Raw genomic sequence first — 16,834 nt, forward strand, 5'->3', positions numbered from 1 at the left:
GGCCACTTCTGCGACTACGTGCAGCGCTACATCAAGCAGGATCCAAACTTCGGCGAGACCGCCGCCGAGCGCGAGTTCAACTTCAGCCGCGGCGGGTACCAGATCTACACCACCATCGACCTCGACATGCAGGCCGCCGGCAACGAGGCAACCCGCAACAACGTCCCGGCAGCGATGGACGGCATCGACGTGGGCTCCGCGTCGAGCAGCGTCGAGGTGGGCACCGGCCGCGTACTCACCATGGTGCAGAACAAGCCGTTCAGCAATGTGCCCGAGGTGCTTGAGTCTGATCCCGGGTACTCCGCGATCAACTACAACACCGACTACGATCTCGGTGGGTCCGGCGGGTTCCAGGTCGGCTCCACATTCAAGGCAGTGACCCTCGCCGAGTGGATCCGCACCGGGCACTCCGTGCGCGACATCGTCGACGTGAACAGCCGCACGGTGCAGGAGAGCTCAATTAAGGCCTCGTGCATGCCCGACGGCGTCTACGGCTTCGGCTCGTTCCCGTTCACGAACGACAACGAGGGCACCCGCGGCAACCAGACCGTGCTCACCGCCATGGCGAAGTCGATCAACGGCGGCCTCGTGTCGATGCAGCAGAAGATGGACCTCTGCGAGACGTTCGACACCGCGAAGAAGCTCGGTATCCACCGCGCCGCAAACCAGACCAACGAGGAACTGCCCACGTACGGCACCCAGGAGCTGTCGATGGTGCCCTCGAACGTGTACGGCGGCATCGACGAGATCGCCCCGATCACCATGGCCGCCGCGTACGCCGCGTTCGCGGGCGACGGCACCGTGTGCACGCCCGTGCCGATCGACAGCATCACCGGGCCTGATGGCAAGGAAGTACCGTTCACCAAGAGCAAGTGCACGGAGGCGCTCGCCCCAGAGGTGGCCGCGGGCGTCGCGTACGCCCTGCAGTACGCCGTGACCAACGGGCTCGCGGACCACGCGGCCTCCGCCTACGGCACACCGCACCTCGCGAAGACCGGCACCACCGACGACGTCGTGGACAACTGGACGGTGGGCGCGAGCACCCGTGTCGCGACCGCGACCTGGGTGGGCAACGCCGGCCCCGTGCAGCTCTGGGACGGCTCCTGGGGCCGCGTCTCCACCCAGGGGTTCGGCGGGCTCATGTACGCCGACCAGTCGATCTGGCCCGCGATCATGAACACGGCCGACGCCAAGTACGGCGGCGACGCGTTCCCCGAGCCCTCGGCCGCGTCCGTGCAGCAGACCATGGTGGCCGTGCCGGACGTCAAGGGCAAGGCGTTCGACGAGGCCGTCTCGATGCTCACGCAGCTCGGCTTCAACGTGAGCGACGGCGGCGAGATCGATTCGTCCGTGGCGAAGGGGCTCGTGGCGGCCTCCGACCCGGCCGCCGGATCGTCGATCGGCCAGGGCTCCGGCGTCACCGTGTACCGCAGCAACGGCGAGGCCTCGCCGATCCCCGACGGCCTGGTCGGCGCCACGGGCAACGCCGCAAAGTCCACCCTGAACGGGGCCGGCTTCTCGAACGTCGACTTCACGTGTGAGGCCGGCGGCAAGGCTGACGGCAAGAAGCACCGCGTGGTCGCGTCGAACCCGGAGTCCGGCGCGGAGGCTCGCGTGACGGGCACCGTGACGCTCACGCTCGACTGCGGAAAGAACCGGGACTAGTCCCCGTGTCACGCAGCCCGCACCCCGCCGCGGTCGCTCTCGGAGCGGCCGCGGCGGGCGTTGCCGTCTGGTCGACGCTGATCGAGCGCCGGCTGTTCACGGTGCGCAGGCACACGCTGCCACTGCTCGCTGACGGGGCCGCACCGATCCGGATCCTGCAGCTCTCAGACCTGCACCTCGCGCCGTGGCAGGCGAACAAGATCGACTGGGTGCGCGCCCTCGCCGAGCTGCGCCCGGACCTCGTGGTCCTCACGGGCGACCTCATGGGCCACGTTGGCGCACGGCACGCGCTGCTGCACGCGCTGCGCCCGCTCGTGGAGCAGACGCCCACCGTGTTCGTGCACGGCTCGAACGACTACTACGGGCCGCGCCGCAAGAACCCGATCAAGTACCTGCGTGAGCCGAGCCGACTGAGCACGCGGCCCCCCGACATCGACAACGCAGCGCTCACCGAGGGACTCCTCGGCCTCGGCGGGATCGACCTCAACAACACCGCGCTCCGGATGGAGCTCCGCGGCACCACCGTGGAGCTTTTCGGGGTGAACGACCCGCACATTCGGTTCAACGACGTGGACGCGATGCGCGCCGCGCGCACCGCGCTCGGCGACGCCCCGGACGATTCGCTGCGGCTCGGTGTGCTGCACGCGCCCTATCAGGAGGTGCTCGGCGCACTGCTTGCCGACGAGGCCGACCTCATCCTCGCGGGGCACACGCACGGCGGCCAGGTGCGCGTTCCCGGGGTTGGGGCGCTCACCGCAAACTGCGACCTGCCAAACGCGCAGGCACGCGGGCTCAGCGTGTGGCACGACGCCCACCGCGCAGCGTTCCTGAACGTGAGCGCCGGGCTCGGAAACTCAATCTACGCGCCCGTGCGCTTCGCGTGCCGGCCGGAGGCCTCGCTCATCACGCTCGAGGCCGCCCGCTAACGCGCGCAACGAAACGGGGGCGGGGATCCGATTGGATCCCCGCCCCCGTCGCGTTCTGCGGGACGCTAGACCGCCGCGAGCTGCTTCGCTGCGACGAGCTCGGCGATCTGCACCGCGTTGAGCGCTGCGCCCTTGCGGAGGTTGTCGCTCGAAACGAACAGCACGAGACCGCGGCCCTCGGGGGCCGACTGGTCCTCGCGGATACGCCCCACGAGTGTGGGGTCCTGGCCAGCGGCCTCAAGCGGGGTGGGCACGTCGCTGAGCTCCACACCGGGAGCGGTGGCGAGCACCTCGCGCGCGCGGTCCGCGGAGATGGGGCGGGCGAACTCGGCGTTGATCGACAGCGAGTGGCCGGTGAAGACCGGCACGCGGACGCAGGTGCCGGCGACGCGCAGCTCGGGCAGACCGAGGATCTTGCGGCTCTCGTTGCGGAGCTTCTTCTCCTCGTCGGTCTCGCCCTGGCCGTCGTCGACGATCGACCCGGCGAGCGGCAGCACGTCGAACGCGATCGTCTTCGTGTATACGGCGGGCGCCGGGAAGTCGATCGCCGCGCCGTCGTGCACGAGGCGCTCGAGCTTGCCCGACTCCACAGCGGCGGTGGCCTGACCGGCGAGCTCCGTGGCGCCCACGAGGCCCGATCCCGACACCGCCTGGAACGTGGTGACCACGAGGCGCTCAAGGCCGGCTTCGGCGTGCAGCGCCTTCATCGCGGGCATCGCCGCCATGGTGGTGCAGTTGGGGTTGGCGATGATGCCCTTCTGGGCGGTGTCGATCGCCTCGGGGTTTACCTCGCTGACCACGAGCGGCACCTCGGGGTCGAGGCGCCAGGCGCTCGAGTTGTCGATCACGATCGCGCCAGCGGCGGCGAACTCGGGCGAGAACTGCTTCGACGCAGTTCCCCCGGCCGAGAACAGCGCAATGTCGATCCCGCTCTTGTCCGCGGTTGCAACATCCTCGACGACGATCTGTTCGCCCCGGAACTCGAGCGTGGTGCCGGCGGAACGCGCGCTCGAGAAGAACCGCACCTTCCGAATCGGGAACTCGCGCTCCACGAGCAGGCGACGCATCACTGCGCCGACCTGACCGGTCGCACCCACAACGGCGAGACTCACCCCGTGCTGTTCTGACATATCTGGTCCTGTTCTACTGAGAGTCTGAAAAGAATGCGGTCTAGCGGCCGGTGCCGGCGTAGACGGTCGCGTCGGTTTCGGCGTCGAGCCCGAACGCGGTGTGGAGCACGCGCACTGCCTTGTCCATGACGTCGGCGCGCGTGACCACCGAGATCCGGATCTCGGAGGTGGAGATCATCTCGATGTTGATGCCGGCTTCGAACAGCGTGCGGAACAGCTTCGCCGAGACACCGGAGTTGGTGCGCATTCCGGCGCCCACCACCGCGAGCTTCGCGATCTGATCGTCGTACTGCAGCGCCTCGAACTCAAGCACATCGCGCTCGGCCTCGAGGGCGTCGATCACGCGCTTGCCGTCGCCGAGCGGCAGCGTGAACGAGATGTCGGTGCGGTTGGTGTCCGCTGCCGACACGTTCTGCACGATCATGTCGATGTTTGCCTTGGTCTTCGCGACGATGTCGAAGATCTGCGCGGCCTTGCCTGGGACGTCTGGCACGCCGCCGACGGTGATCTTCGCCTCGCTCTTCTCAGCAGCGATGCCAGTGATGATCGGATCTTCCACCTGATCTCCCTTCGGATGCCCCTGCGCGGGGTCGTAAACAATGGTGCCCTCTTCGCCGGAGAACGAGGAGCGGACGTGCAGCACGACCCCGTGGCGGCGCGCGTACTCAACAGCGCGCAGGTGCAGCACCTTCGCGCCGGCGGCCGCAAGCTCAAGCATTTCCTCGGCGGTAATCGCTTCGATCTTGCGCGCGCGGGGGACCACGCGGGGATCGGTCGTAAAGATTCCGTCGACGTCGGTGTAGATCTCGCAGACGTCGGCGTTGAGCGCGGCCGCCAGTGCAACCGCGGTGGTGTCTGAGCCGCCGCGTCCGAGCGTGGTGATGTCGCGCGAGTCACGGTTGAAGCCCTGGAACCCGGCGACGATGGCAACAGCGCCCTGGTCGAGTGCCTCACGGACTCGCCCCGGGGTGACATCGACGATCTTCGCGGAGCCGTGCTCCGCGGTCGTGATCATGCCGGCCTGGCTCCCGGTGAACGAGAGCGCTTCAAGCCCCATACCCTTGATGGTCATGGCGAGCAGGGCCATTGAGATCCGCTCGCCAGCGGTGAGCAGCATGTCGAGCTCACGGGGGGCGGGGATCGGGGTGCACTCGGCCGCGAGGTCAAGCAGCTCGTCGGTGGTGTCGCCCATGGCGCTCACCGCAACAACGACCTCGTTGCCGGCGCGACGGGTTTCGACGATCCGCTTGGCGACGCGCTTGATGCTCTCCGCATCAGAAACCGATGATCCCCCGAACTTTTGCACGATCAACGCCACGCGGGTCCTCCTCAAATGCGAACGGGAATCACCAGTCTACCGCGTTGTATATGTCGCACTCGCTCTGAGCGTCATACGCCGTAGGGAGCGATTCGGCGGTGGCGGCCGGTGCCGCGCTGTGGGCCCCGGCGTCGGTCGCGGCGGGACCGCGCCCCGGGAGGACTATTCCACCCGGCGCCGGCCCTCGAACGCGCGCCCGAGCGTGACCTCGTCGGCGAACTCGAGGTCGCCGCCCACCGGGAGCCCGGATGCGAGCCGCGACACCGGCACCTCGATGCTGGTGAGCAGCCGCGACAGGTAGGCAGCGGTCGCCTCGCCCTCAAGGTTCGGGTCGGTCGCGATGATGACCTCGCGGATCTCGGACTCCCCCAGGCGCCGCATGAGGGCGGGGATCGCGAGATCGTCCGGGCCGATGCCGTCGATCGGGCTGATCGCGCCGCCGAGCACGTGGTAGACGCCGCGGAACTGGCGGGTGCGCTCGATGGCCACCACGTCCTTCGGCTCCTCGACCACGCAGATGAGGCTGCGGTCACGGCGCGGGTCGCGGCAGATCGAGCACTCTTCCTGCTCGGTGATGTTGCCACACACCGCGCAGAACCGCACCTTCTCGCGCACCTCGCTCAGCAGCTCGGCGAGCCGGCTCACGTCGAAGTGCTGCGTCTGCAGGATGTGAAACGCGATGCGCTGCGCCGATTTCGGGCCGATGCCGGGCAGGCGCCCGAACTCGTCGATCAGGTCTTGAACGATGCCGTCGTACACGGGGCGTGCCTCCAGGGGTGTGATGCGTGGGTCGCCGCTGTCCGCGTGCGCGGGTCGGTCTCAGTGTACGCCGTTAGCGCGGCGGGAGCGGGCGCTCCTCAACGAAGCGGGCGCCGAGCACCTCGCGCACCACGGCCTCGCCGTAGCGGGTGAACGTGGGCGCCGAGCGCTTGGCCTCGGGCTCCCCCGCGGCGTCCGACGCGGAGCCGCCGGTGGGCCCGGATCCGGGTGCCGCGGGTGCGGTCTGCGCTCCCGCAGCCGGGCTCGCGGACTCGCGGCTCGCGGGCTCGGGCGCGGGCGGCTGGGGTGCGGCGGCCTGCGTCGCGGCGTTCTGTGCCTGCGCGCGCGCCCGGCCCTCCGACGCGGCGATCGCAGCGGCGGCACGCGCCTCGGCCGCCGGGTCGAGCGCGGGAGACAGCTCGGGATCCGCGGGCGCGCTGTACGGGTCGACGTCACCGTAGTGGTCGTCGTCTGCGCCGCCGCTCGGAGCCGCGTCGGCCTCGCTGTACGGGTCACCGTGCGCGAACGGATCGGCGGGGTCGGCGGGCTCGGGCGCCTGAGTCGGGGCCTGAGCCTGAGCCGGGGCCGGGGCCGGGGCCATGGGTGCGGCGGGCGCCGCTGACTCGGCTGACTCCGGTGCGACCGGCACCGCGGGCGCGGGGGGCGCGGGTGACGCCGGTTCGGGCGCAGCGGGTGCGCCCGCGTCGGGGACCGGTTCGGGCGCAGCGACGGGCGGTGCGGCCTGCGCAACCACGCGGGCGACGGCCTCGCCGGCGGGTGCCGGATCGGCCCAGGCCGGGGCCGTGAGCGCCGGGCCCAGCCCGTTCAGGCGCGCGGTCGCGCGAGCGACCGGGTCGTCTGCAGCCGCTCGATGGGGCTCCTCTGCGTCGGCGTCGGGCCGCGGCTCGCGCGGCGCCCCCTGCCCGGCCGGGGCCGCGCCGGCGGGGAGCCGGGTGGGCTTGTACTTCACGCTGATCCCGACCGCGGAGAGGATCGTCTCCCGCAGCGGGCCCGCGCCCGTGGTCTTGAACGCGGCGAGGTCCGACTCGGAGGCGAGGCCTACCGTGAGCACGTCGCCGTCGAGCCCGAGCGGGGACACCGGGCTCACGGCGTTCCAGGCGTCCCGGTCGCTCTCGAGGAGCTCCTCAAGTAGATCCGGCCACAGCTCAAGCAGGTCGTCGAAGCCCGCGGCCTGAGCCTCGCCCTCGCTATCGTCGGTGTCTGGCACTCCTGCTGCCTCCGGCTGCGCGGGAGCACCCTGTTCGGCGGCGGGCGCAGCAGCCGCCGCGGCGGTGGCGGGCGCAGGCTCGGCCGGCCCTGCCGGGGCCGTGTCCGCTGCGGCCGGCGGGGTGGGTGCCGGCGTGGGCGATTCGCCAATGCTCGCGATCTGGGCCGGGCTGAGCACGTCCGAGATCGGTCGTCCGAAGGTGGCGGCGCCCGCGTTCGGGTGCGGGTCGCCCGCAGCGGGCGCGGCCGCCGCGGCGCCGGCCGCAGCCGGAGCGGACTCGCCGGCCGGAGCCTGGGCGGGCTCGGCAACCGCGGCCGGAGCAGGCTCAGCGGCCGGAGCCTGGACCTCGGCTGGCGCGACCGGTGGCGCCTGGACCGCGGGCGCGCTGGACCCGGAGGCCGGGGCGGCGGACGCCGCAGCACCGCCAGCGTCTTCGTCTCGCAGGAACTCGCGAATCGACGCCGCGGTCTGCGCGGCATTCTGCGCACCGGCGTCAGCCTGCTGCGGGGAGTTCGCCGCCGCCGTGCCCGGCGCGAGCGCGGTGGCCTGCGCGGGCGCAGCGGGCGGGGTGGCCGCCGCGGTGCGCGCCGCTGCGACCGCCGAGAGCGGATTCGCTGCGGGAGCTGCGGGAGCCTGCGGCGCACGGGCGGGCGGGGCGCTGCCCTGCGGCGCGGCCGGGCGGGCGGCAGCCTGCGGCGCGGCGGCCGGAGCGACCGCGGCTGGCGGCGCTGTCTGCGCGGCGGCGGGCTGCACCATGACCCTGGCGATCATCAGTTCGAGCTGCAGGCGCGGCGCGGTCGCGCCCGCCATCTGGTCGAGGGCGGCGCTCACCACATCGGCGATCCGGGACAGCTCGCCGCGGCCGAAGCTCTGCGACTGCTCGAACATGCGCGTGAGCTGGTCCTGCGGCACCCCGCGGAACACCGCGGCGGCGCCATCGACGGTCGTGGCGCTCACCACGATGAGGTCGCGCAGGCGCTCAAGCAGATCCTCCACGAAGCGTCGCGGATCCTGCCCCGTCTGCACCACGCGGTCGGTCGCGGTAAACGCCGCCGCCGGGTCGTGTGCGCCAAACGCCACCACCACGTCGTCGAGCAGCTCCGTGTGCGTGAAGCCGAGCAGCCCGGCCGCGCGTTCAGCGGTCACGAGGGCCTCCTCGGAGCCGGCGATGAGCTGGTCAAGGATCGAGAGCGTGTCGCGTACCGAGCCGCCACCCGAGCGCACCACGAGCGGCAGCACGCCGGGCTCCACCTGCACACCCTCGCTGTCGCAGAGGGTCTGCACGTAATCGATGAGCGTGCCCGGCGCGATGAGGCGGAACGGGTAGTGGTGCGTGCGCGAGCGAATCGTGCCGATCACCTTGTCTGGCTCGGTGGTGGCGAAGACAAACTTGACGTGCGGCGGCGGCTCCTCAACGATCTTGAGCAGCGCGTTGAAGCCGCCCGGCGTCACCATGTGCGCCTCGTCGATGATGAAAATCTTGAAGCGATCGCGTGCCGGGGCGAACACGGCGCGCTCGCGCAGGTCGCGCGCGTCGTCAACACCGCCGTGACTCGCCGCGTCGATCTCGACCACGTCGAGTGAGCCGCCGCCGTCGCGGCTGAGCTCGACGCAGCTGGGGCACACGCCGCACGGGGTGTCCGTGGGGCCCTCCGCGCAGTTGAGGCAGCGCGCGAGAATTCGCGCAGACGTGGTCTTGCCACAGCCGCGCGGTCCGCTGAACAGGTACGCGTGACCGATGCGCCCCGTTCTGAGCGCGGTCATCAGCGGATCGGTCACCTGAGACTGACCGATCATCTCGGCAAAGGCTTCTGGCCGGTAACGGCGATAGAGTGCGGCAACCACGAGGTCCATGCTACCCGGGGCGTCCGACATTCAGCCCGGGAAGGCACCGATCCTGCGCACCTCCGCGCGAGCTCGCGCAGGAAATCCGAAGTCAGGCGGGCAGAATCGCGGGATTCGCCCTGCGCGAGTTCGGATCTCCTGCGCGAGCTCGCGCGCGGGTCGTGCGGGACGGGCCCGCCGAACCCCACGCCCCTAGGCCGCGACGAGCTCCCAGGTCTGCCGCGCGATTTCAGCTTCCTCGTCGGTGGGCACCACGAGCACCTCGACGCGCGACGAGTCGGCGCTGATGCGGCGCGCGGCACCGGCCGGCGCCTCGTTGCGCTCCGGATCGAGCTGCACGCCGAACCACTCGAGGCCGGCGCACACCTCGGCGCGCAGCGCGGCGTTGTTCTCGCCCACCCCGGCGGTGAACACGATCGCGTCGCCGCCGCCGAGGGTGACCAGGTACGCCCCGAGGTAGTGCCTGATCCGGTGCACGGCGATGTCGATCGCGAGCCGCGCGGCCGGGTCGCCCGCGTCGGCCGCGGCGCGCACGTCGCGGAAATCGTTGGTGCGCGCCACACCGAGCAGCCCGGAGCGCTGGTTGAGGAGTTCGTCAAGCTGCTCGGGGCTGTAGCCAGCGCGCAGCAGGTGGAGCATGGCGCCGGGGTCGATGTCGCCGCTGCGAGTGCCCATCACGAGCCCCTCCAGCGGCGTGAGCCCCATCGAGGTGTCAACCGAGCGCCCGCCGTCGACCGCGCACGCCGACGCCCCGTTGCCGAGGTGGAGCACGACCTGCCGCAGCGATTCGAGCGGCCGGCCGAGGAACTCCGCGGCGCGGCGCGACACGACCTGGTGCGAGACGCCGTGGAAGCCGTAGCGCCGGATGCCGTACTCCGCGGCCACCTCGGTATCGATCGCGTAGGTGTATGCACTCGGCGGCATGGATTGGTGGAACGCCGTGTCGAAGACCGCGACGTGCGGCACGGTCGCGAACAGCGCCCGGGCCGCGATGATCGCCTGGTAGTGCCCGGGGTTGTGGAGCGGGGCGAGCTCGCTGAGCTGGTTGATCCGCTCCGTCACGTAGTCGTCGAGCAGCGTGGGCGCGATGAACTCGCCACCGCCCTGCACCACGCGGTGGCCGAGCGCCGCAATGTCGAGTGAGTCGACGGGCGTGCCGTGGCGCTCGAACTCGGCGACCATCGCGGCAAAGCCCGCGGTGTGATCCGGAACCGCGAGTTCGCGCTCGCTGCGCTCGATGCCCTGGTGCACGATGCGCCCCACGGGGTCGCCGATGCGCTCAACGAGCCCGGAGGCGAGACGCGCGCCCGTGCCCGCGGCGATGAGCTGGTATTTGATTGACGAGGATCCGGCGTTCACTACGAGGACATTGCTCACCGATTCGCCTCACTCCGCGCGAGTCCCGCCTGCACTGCGGTGATCGCCACGGTGTTGAGGATGTCTTCGATGGTCGCGCCGCGCGACAGATCGTTGACCGGCTTCGCGAGCCCCTGGAGCACGGGCCCCACGGCGATCGCGCCGGCGGAGCGCTGCACGGCCTTGTACGTGTTGTTGCCAGTATTCAGATCCGGGAATATGAAGACGGTCGCGTGACCGGCAACCTGTGAGCCTGGCAGCTTCGCGGCGCCGGTGGCCGGATCGCTCGCGGCGTCGTACTGGATGGGCCCCTCGATGAGCAGATCCGGCCGAGCTTCCCGAGCGATACGGGTTGCCTCGCGCACCTTGTCAACGTCGGCGCCGGTCCCCGACTCCCCCGTCGAGTACGAGAGCATCGCGACACGCGGTTCCACGCCGAACTGCGCGGCCGTCTCTGCCGAGCTCACGGCGATGTCGGCGAGCTGGCCCGCGTTTGGGTCGGGGTTCACTGCGCAGTCCCCGTACACCAGCACGCGGTCGGAGAGCGCCATGAAGAACACGCTCGACACGACCGAGACCCCCTGCCGCGTCTTGATGATCTCGAGGCTGGGCCGGATCGTGTGCGCGGTCGTGTGCGTGGCCCCCGACACCATTCCGTCGGCGAGGCCGAAGTGCACCATCATCGTGCCGAAATAGCTCACGTCGGTGACCACGTCGCGCGCCTGCTCGATCGTGACCCCCTTGTGCCCACGGAGCCGCGCGTACTCGACGGCGAAGCGCTCGCGCAGCGGCGATGCCGTGGGATCGATGGTTTCCGCGGCGTCGATCCCGAGCCCGAGCTCGCCCCCGCGCTTGCGGATCGCGTCCGGGTTTCCGAGGATAGTGAGCCGCGCGGTGCCGCGGGAGAGCAGCGTGCTCGCCGCGCGCAGGATGCGATCGTCGTCGCCCTCGGGGAGCACAATGTGCGCACCGGCGGCCGCGGCGCGCTCGAACAGCTCGTAGGCGAACATGACGGGTGTGCGCACGCCGCCGCGGTGCAGCCGCAGACGCTCGCGCAGGGTGACCCCGTCGACGTGCTGCGCGAAGAGCGACAGCGCCGTATCGAGCTTGGCGGGAGACTCCTCGGTGATGAGGCCGCGCGCGCGGGAGATTCGGCGCACCGTGTCGAACGTGCCGAAGCGCGTGCGCACGACGGGCACGGTCGAGTCGATGCCGTCGAGCAGCCTGACCACGTCGACCGGCAGCGGGAACTCTCCGTTGAGCACGATCGCGGCGATCGTGGGGAAGGTGGGGGCCTCGTGCGCCATGGTCACCGCGAGCAGGGTCTCCGAGCGGTCGGCGGCGATGACCACGACCGAGCCCTCGAGCAGGCGCGGCAGCACGTTTTCCATCGACATTCCCGCGACGACCACGTCGCGCACCTCGCGCGCGAGCAGCTCGGAGGAGCCGCGCACCAGCTCGCCGTCGACGGCGGCGATCACCTCGGACACCGGCGGCGCGACGAGCAGCAGCTCCTCCGGGATCGACCACACCGGCACGCCGTCTGGGAGCACGCCGGACACCGCACGCTGGGTCTCGGGCAGCCGGTCCGGGTCGGCGCGGTTGACGAGCGCCGCGAGCACCGTGGCGTGTTCTGAGCGGAGCTCGGCGAGGCCCATCTCCGCGAGCTGCGCGAGCTCACCCGGTGTGCGTGCCGACTGCTGGCCCAGGTGCTCAGCGTCCTCATTAGAGCGGCCCCCGAGCACGAGCAGCACCGGGGTGTCGAGGTTCGCGGCCACGCGCGCGTTAAACGCGAGCTCCGTGGGAGCCGCCACGTCGGTAAAGTCTGAGCCCACCACCACCACCGCGTCACACTCGGCACGGAGGGCCTGGTACGCGGCAACGATCCGCACCATCGCAGCGTCGGGATCCGCGTGCGCGTCGTCGTATGTCACGCCGACGCACGCCTCGTAGGGGACCTCGGCCGTGGCGCGGTGCCGTAGCAGCTCGAGCACGCGATCCCGCTCGCTCGCCGAGCGGATGAGCGGCCGGAACACGCCAACGCGCGGGGCATCGGCGAGGAGCGTGCTGAGGACGCCGAGCGCGACGGCGCTCTTGCCCGTTCGGCCTTCGGCGGAGGTCACGTAGATACTTGCAGCCACCTGATCAGTCTAATTCGTTCGACAGACAGCGGGACCCCGGAACGCAGTTTCTGCGATCCGGGGTCCCGGGTGCGTGCGGCGGCCACCGCGGCGCGGCGGTTAGCGGGTCTCGGCGTCACGTGCGGCGCTGATTCCGGCCGCGAATCCGCGCTCGAACGCCGCCTCGCGGCCGCGGCCGCGGCCACGGCCACGCCCGTGGCTGTGGGGCCCGAAACGGTGGGCGTCGTACCCACCGCGGCCGCGGCCGCGGCCGGCGCCACCGTGGTGGTCGGAACCGGAGCCAGCGCCCGGACCGGAGCCGAACGGAGCACCGCGGTGGTACTCACGCTCCCCCTGCCAGCGCTCGTCTCGCTCTGAGCCGCGGTCGAACTCGCGACCCGCGCCGCGCTCGAACCCGGGGTGCGGTGCGCAGGCGCCGGGCCAGCCGCGGGCGCCGAATCCCCCGAACCCCTGCCCGGGGTGCGGTGGCATGTGGGGGTGCATCCGCCGTCCATGTGGCCCGCGGGGGCCGTGCGAGCGCCGCGGCAACCGCGTGTCCTCGGTCCAGCCAAATTCGCGAGCGATCGTTTCGAGCGCGGCGCGCGTGGTGGCGAGGTCGTCCTCGGAAACCGCGCCAGCGACGCGGTCGCGCACGCTCTGCACGCTGACGGTGAGGCGCTCGTTCGCGGCCTCCCCCTCGGGAGTGAGGGCCCAGCCCGTGTCGGTCCGCGCGATCAGGCCGCGCTCCGCGAGGGCTCGCAGGTGCTTGCCGCCGCGCTCGAGCCGGGCGCGCAGGCGCTCCGGAAGCTCGGCGTCGCTGGCGATCGCCGAGAGGATGCGCCACTCGCGGCGCGTGATCCCGACCTTGGCGAACTCCTGCGCGTATGCATCGCGCAGCAGTGCGTCGTTCGCCCGGAGCCAGTAGCCCAGCGAGCGCTCGGTCGGAGGTGTGGTCTGTGTGGTGTCGTGTGTCGACGTCATGAGAAGTCCTTTCTACGGTGGAACCCGTTTCCACCAGATGCATGTCACCATGCATGTATATGTATCATGACATGGGTTTCATTCCATGTCAAGTGTCATGTAAAATTCTCTGCATGGACACTTCCCCCTCGGACCCGGACGCGGCGCAGACCGACGCCATCGTCGACGCGCTCGCCCGTATCCGAGGCAGGCGCGGCGGGCCGCGGGGGGCCGGGTTCCCCTGGGGTCCCGGGTTCCCGGGCGGACCGGGCGGAATGTGGGGGCCGGGCGGTCCGGGTGGGCCGGGTGGGCCGTGGGACCCGCGCGGCGGGGACCGCGACGGGCACGGGCGCGACTGGCCAGGAGCGGGCACCCCGGGACACGGCGAACAGCCAAGCGACGAGCACGGCCACGGCGGCCGAGGCCGCGGCGGGCGCGGCGGGCGCGAGCGCTTCGGCGGCCCGGCACAGCTGCGACTTTTGGGCACACTCGCTCAGTCAGCTGAGCCGCTGACCGTCAGCGAGCTTGCTGAGCGGATCGGCGTGGACCAGCCCCGCGCTTCTCGCCTCGTGCAGCAGTCAATCGAGCGCGGCTTCGCGCTCCGCGAGGCGGATCCGCGCGACGCGCGACGCACGCTCGTGCGCCTCACCGACGCCGGGCTCCACGCGGTGCGCGGCTTCCACGGGCGGCAGCGGGAAGACATGAGCGCCGCGCTCACCGCTCTCGCACCCGAGGAGCGCGCGGAGCTCGCGCGCCTGCTCACCAAGCTCGCTGCCGCCTGGCCCGAACACTAGGGGCGCGGCCGCGCGGCACCGCCCGGGCAAAGAAATACTCCCTACGTACCCGCTAGAGCCCGAGTACCCTTGCTTCGTTTCCGACCTGGGGGAGTTCCTCGAGATAGCGCCACGTAGGGAGCGTTTCTAGTCTAGCGGACTATTGCGGGCCCTCCGCGCCACGCTCACTCACGGCGTCGTCCGTCGCAGCGGCTGCGGCGGCCCGCCGCCGCCGAATCGCGACCGCGGTGACCACCCCGGCACCGACGAGCAGCAGCGCCACGCCGGCCAGCACGAGCGGAAGCGACCCCGAGCCACCCGTCTGCGCGAGCGGCGCCTGCGCCACCTGCGTCACGGGCGGGTCCACCGGCGTCACCGTGGGAGGTGGCGTCACGGGAGCCGCGGCCGTGGTGACCTCGATCGTGGCGGCGGGGCTCTCCCCCACCGGGTTTACCGCGGTCAGGCTGATCGCGTACACCGTGCTCGCGGAGAGCTTGGCAAACCGGTAGGAGGTCGCGCCCGCGTCGAGCTCCACGGCCACCACCCCGGGCGCGTCGTCGGCTGCGCGGGCCGCTGCGGCACTCGCCCCATCCGCGTCAGCGACCGCGGTGGCCAGCGGCACGAGCTGGAGCCGCAGGCCGCTCGCGTCGGCCACCGGGTCCCAGGCGAGCTCAACACTGTCTGAGGTGACCGTGCCGCTGCGCAGCCCCTGCGGGGTGACCGGAAGCGAGGTCAGCCCCTCGAGCAGCGCGGTCGCGTCGACAATGCCGGCACCGAACACGTCGGCGTCCGAGTGCCCCACGGCCAGGTATGGGTTGACCGGGCCGCCCGCCGCGGTGCCGCGGGCGGTGTCCTGGATTCGGGTGCTCAGCTCCGCGCCGGTGAGCTGCGGCCGGTACGACAGCGCGAGCGCAGCGACCGCGGCCGTGTTGGGAGCCGCCGCCGAGGTGCCGAAGAAGCGGTACTCGGGCTCGCCCGGCTCGCCGGTGTCGTCCCCGAAGAACGTGGTCTGCGTGCCATCAACCGCCGCGATGTTCGGGGTAGCCGGGGTCACGGGCGCCGCGAGCGGACCCGCGGGAGCGGGCGCCTCGCGCGACACCGGCTCGAAGAGCAGCGTGGCCGGGCCGAGCGAGCTGTACGAGCGCACCTCCGCGGGGTCCTCCCAGTCGAGCGAGGCGACGCTAAGCCCCGAACCGTCCCCGGCGTGCCCAAAGGTGGTGGGGCCGACACGGTCGGTGACCCCGTCGCCGAGGTGGGCGCGCTCGGCGATCACGTCGCCGCCGCGGATGAAGTTGAGCAGTACGGCGGGATCCGGAGCCGCGGGGTCGTGCCCCGTGCGCACCATGACGGCGCGAATCTCGGAGCCCGTCGGCACCGTGACCTGCCCGGTGCTTCCCGGGAGAACGTCGGCAATCTGCGACGCCTGTCCGATGAGCTGGGGCGTGGGAACGCCGGGCTCGACCGCGTAGAACCGCCACTCGTACGAGGTCGTGACGCCAAACGCTGGCTCCCCGATCGAGCCGATCACGTTGAGCCCCACGCTGGGCACCGTGGCCGAGTCGCGCGTCACGAGCGTGTCGTACGGGGTCTCGGTCGCTGGATCCGTGTCGAAATCGAGGCAGTCGATATCGGTCGCCCCGGCCAGCGGATCGTCGGGCCCGGTGACGAGCCAGTCCGGGCAGACGGCGGCGCGGTACGCGGTGGTGCTCCACGACGACAGTGGGCGGCCGGTGCTGGCACCGACCGTGCCGACCCCGGTCGAGTTGCCCGCCGAGGTGAAGTACGCGACCCCCTGCGCCTTCGCCGCCTCGATCGCTACCGAGATGAAGCCCTGCTGGTACGCGGTCTCCTGCGGCCAAGTGATGTCGTCGACGATGATGTCGGCGCCGGCCGCGACGAGCGCGTCAATGTTGTTCGCCATACCAAAATCGTTGCTTCCGGCGTCCGCAAACATGAGCGTGGCGCCGGGCGCGATGCCGTGCACGAGCTGCGCCATCGCGCGCCCCTCATCGCCCGCGACGTTCGCGTCCGAGACGATGTGCACCGGCGTCTCATAACCGCACGGGTTGCCGGGTCCCGGCAGGGCGCCCGAGGCTACGTCGTCGGCCCAGGACGTGGGGCTCGCGAGGCTCGCGAACGAGTCGGAGATGATGCCGACCGTCACGCCGGCCCCGTCGACACCGAAGCGTTCCCGCGCCTCGTCGGAGCGCAGCGGGCCGTCGGCCTCGATCGGGATCGGGCCGCACGCGTCGGCCTCGGCGACGGCGGCGCGGGGCGCGGCAGCGACGGGCCCGGCTGCCAGCGTGGTGGCGGCCACACCGCCGGCGAACGGGCGCAGCGCGGGGGTGACGCTCACCACGCCGGGCAGCGTCGCAAGCGCCTGCAGTTCGGCCGGCGCCACGCGCACGAGCGCCGCGGGGAACGGGCTCTGCAGCTCGTCGATCTCAGCGATCGCGCCCACCGCGGCGAGCACGGCGTCGTCCGGGGCCGCCGCAAACATCACGGTCGCCGTGATGCGCTCGGCCGCGTCGAAGGTGAGGCTGCCACCCCCGTCCGCCGGCAGCGATGCCTCCTCGGAGAGTTCCGCGGGAGCGGTTGCCCCGGCCTCGGCCGCTTCGACGATCCGGTCCACGAGCGTCGATCCTGGGGTCGCCGCCGGGGCGTCCTCGGCGTGAGCCGCAGGGCCCACCAGCATGAGGAGGAGCGGGATGGCGGCGCAGACCGCGACCCCCGAGAGCGCAGCTCTGCGCATGT

General features: G+C 71.6%; 11 protein-coding genes and 1 other RNA gene. 3 read left to right on the forward strand and 9 right to left on the reverse strand.

The annotated features are described in order from the left end of the window. Positions 1 to 1,665 (forward strand): PASTA domain-containing protein (locus EV139_RS03165; RefSeq protein WP_130452902.1); only part of this gene is annotated, 1,665 nt, incomplete at its 5' end. 5 nt (positions 1,666 to 1,670) lie between these two features. After that, positions 1,671 to 2,591 (forward strand): metallophosphoesterase, encoded by a 921-nt coding sequence (locus tag EV139_RS03170; protein WP_130452903.1) that lies wholly within the window; start codon positions 1,671 to 1,673, stop codon positions 2,589 to 2,591. 65 nt (positions 2,592 to 2,656) lie between these two features. Here EV139_RS03170 and EV139_RS03175 read toward each other — a convergent pair whose 3' ends face one another. The 7 genes from EV139_RS03175 to EV139_RS03205 all read right to left on the reverse strand — a co-directional run bounded on the left by EV139_RS03175 (position 2,657) and on the right by EV139_RS03205 (position 13,328). Continuing rightward, positions 2,657 to 3,721: an aspartate-semialdehyde dehydrogenase gene (locus tag EV139_RS03175; RefSeq protein WP_130452904.1), complete on the reverse strand. Its 1,065-nt coding sequence runs from the start codon at positions 3,719 to 3,721 to the stop codon at positions 2,657 to 2,659. A gap of 40 nt (positions 3,722 to 3,761) precedes the next feature. After that, a complete protein-coding gene (locus EV139_RS03180) occupies positions 3,762 to 5,039 on the reverse strand; it encodes an aspartate kinase (RefSeq protein ID WP_130452905.1) in 1,278 nt (425 codons plus the stop codon). 162 nt (positions 5,040 to 5,201) lie between these two features. Next, positions 5,202 to 5,798 carry a recombination mediator RecR gene (gene recR, locus EV139_RS03185; RefSeq protein ID WP_130452906.1) on the reverse strand — a complete coding sequence of 199 codons (597 nt, stop codon included), beginning with the start codon at positions 5,796 to 5,798 and terminating at the stop codon, positions 5,202 to 5,204. Between the two features lie 73 nt (positions 5,799 to 5,871). Further along, positions 5,872 to 8,871, reverse strand: coding sequence for a DNA polymerase III subunit gamma and tau (locus tag EV139_RS03190; protein WP_420029114.1), 3,000 nt, complete (start codon positions 8,869 to 8,871; stop codon positions 5,872 to 5,874). A 192-nt stretch (positions 8,872 to 9,063) separates the two neighbouring features. Next, complete coding sequence (locus tag EV139_RS03195) at positions 9,064 to 10,248, reverse strand: acetate/propionate family kinase (RefSeq protein ID WP_130452907.1); 1,185 nt, start codon at positions 10,246 to 10,248, stop codon at positions 9,064 to 9,066. Then, on the reverse strand, positions 10,245 to 12,368 hold the full coding sequence (gene pta, locus EV139_RS03200) for a phosphate acetyltransferase (RefSeq protein ID WP_130452908.1): 2,124 nt from the start codon (positions 12,366 to 12,368) through the stop codon (positions 10,245 to 10,247). The genes EV139_RS03195 and pta overlap by 4 nt, the downstream gene beginning before the upstream one ends. A gap of 99 nt (positions 12,369 to 12,467) precedes the next feature. Next, on the reverse strand, positions 12,468 to 13,328 hold the full coding sequence (locus tag EV139_RS03205) for a MarR family winged helix-turn-helix transcriptional regulator (RefSeq protein WP_130452909.1): 861 nt from the start codon (positions 13,326 to 13,328) through the stop codon (positions 12,468 to 12,470). A 113-nt stretch (positions 13,329 to 13,441) separates the two neighbouring features. Between EV139_RS03205 and EV139_RS16065 the strand changes: the two genes are divergently transcribed. Then, positions 13,442 to 14,101, forward strand: coding sequence for a MarR family winged helix-turn-helix transcriptional regulator (locus tag EV139_RS16065; protein WP_237464520.1), 660 nt, complete (start codon positions 13,442 to 13,444; stop codon positions 14,099 to 14,101). Positions 14,102 to 14,130: 29 nt separating this feature from the next. Here the strand turns inward: EV139_RS16065 and ffs are convergent. Together ffs and EV139_RS15800 are read right to left on the reverse strand one after the other, a co-directional pair. Beyond that, an RNA gene (gene ffs, locus EV139_RS03215) (signal recognition particle sRNA small type) lies at positions 14,131 to 14,227 on the reverse strand. Positions 14,228 to 14,240: 13 nt separating this feature from the next. Continuing rightward, positions 14,241 to 16,832 carry a S8 family serine peptidase gene (locus EV139_RS15800; protein WP_157992974.1) on the reverse strand — a complete coding sequence of 864 codons (2,592 nt, stop codon included), beginning with the start codon at positions 16,830 to 16,832 and terminating at the stop codon, positions 14,241 to 14,243. Between the last annotated feature and the right edge of the window lie 2 nt (positions 16,833 to 16,834).

The sequence above is a fragment of the Leucobacter luti genome, from assembly GCF_004217175.1.
Lineage (GTDB): Bacteria > Actinomycetota > Actinomycetes > Actinomycetales > Microbacteriaceae > Leucobacter > Leucobacter luti.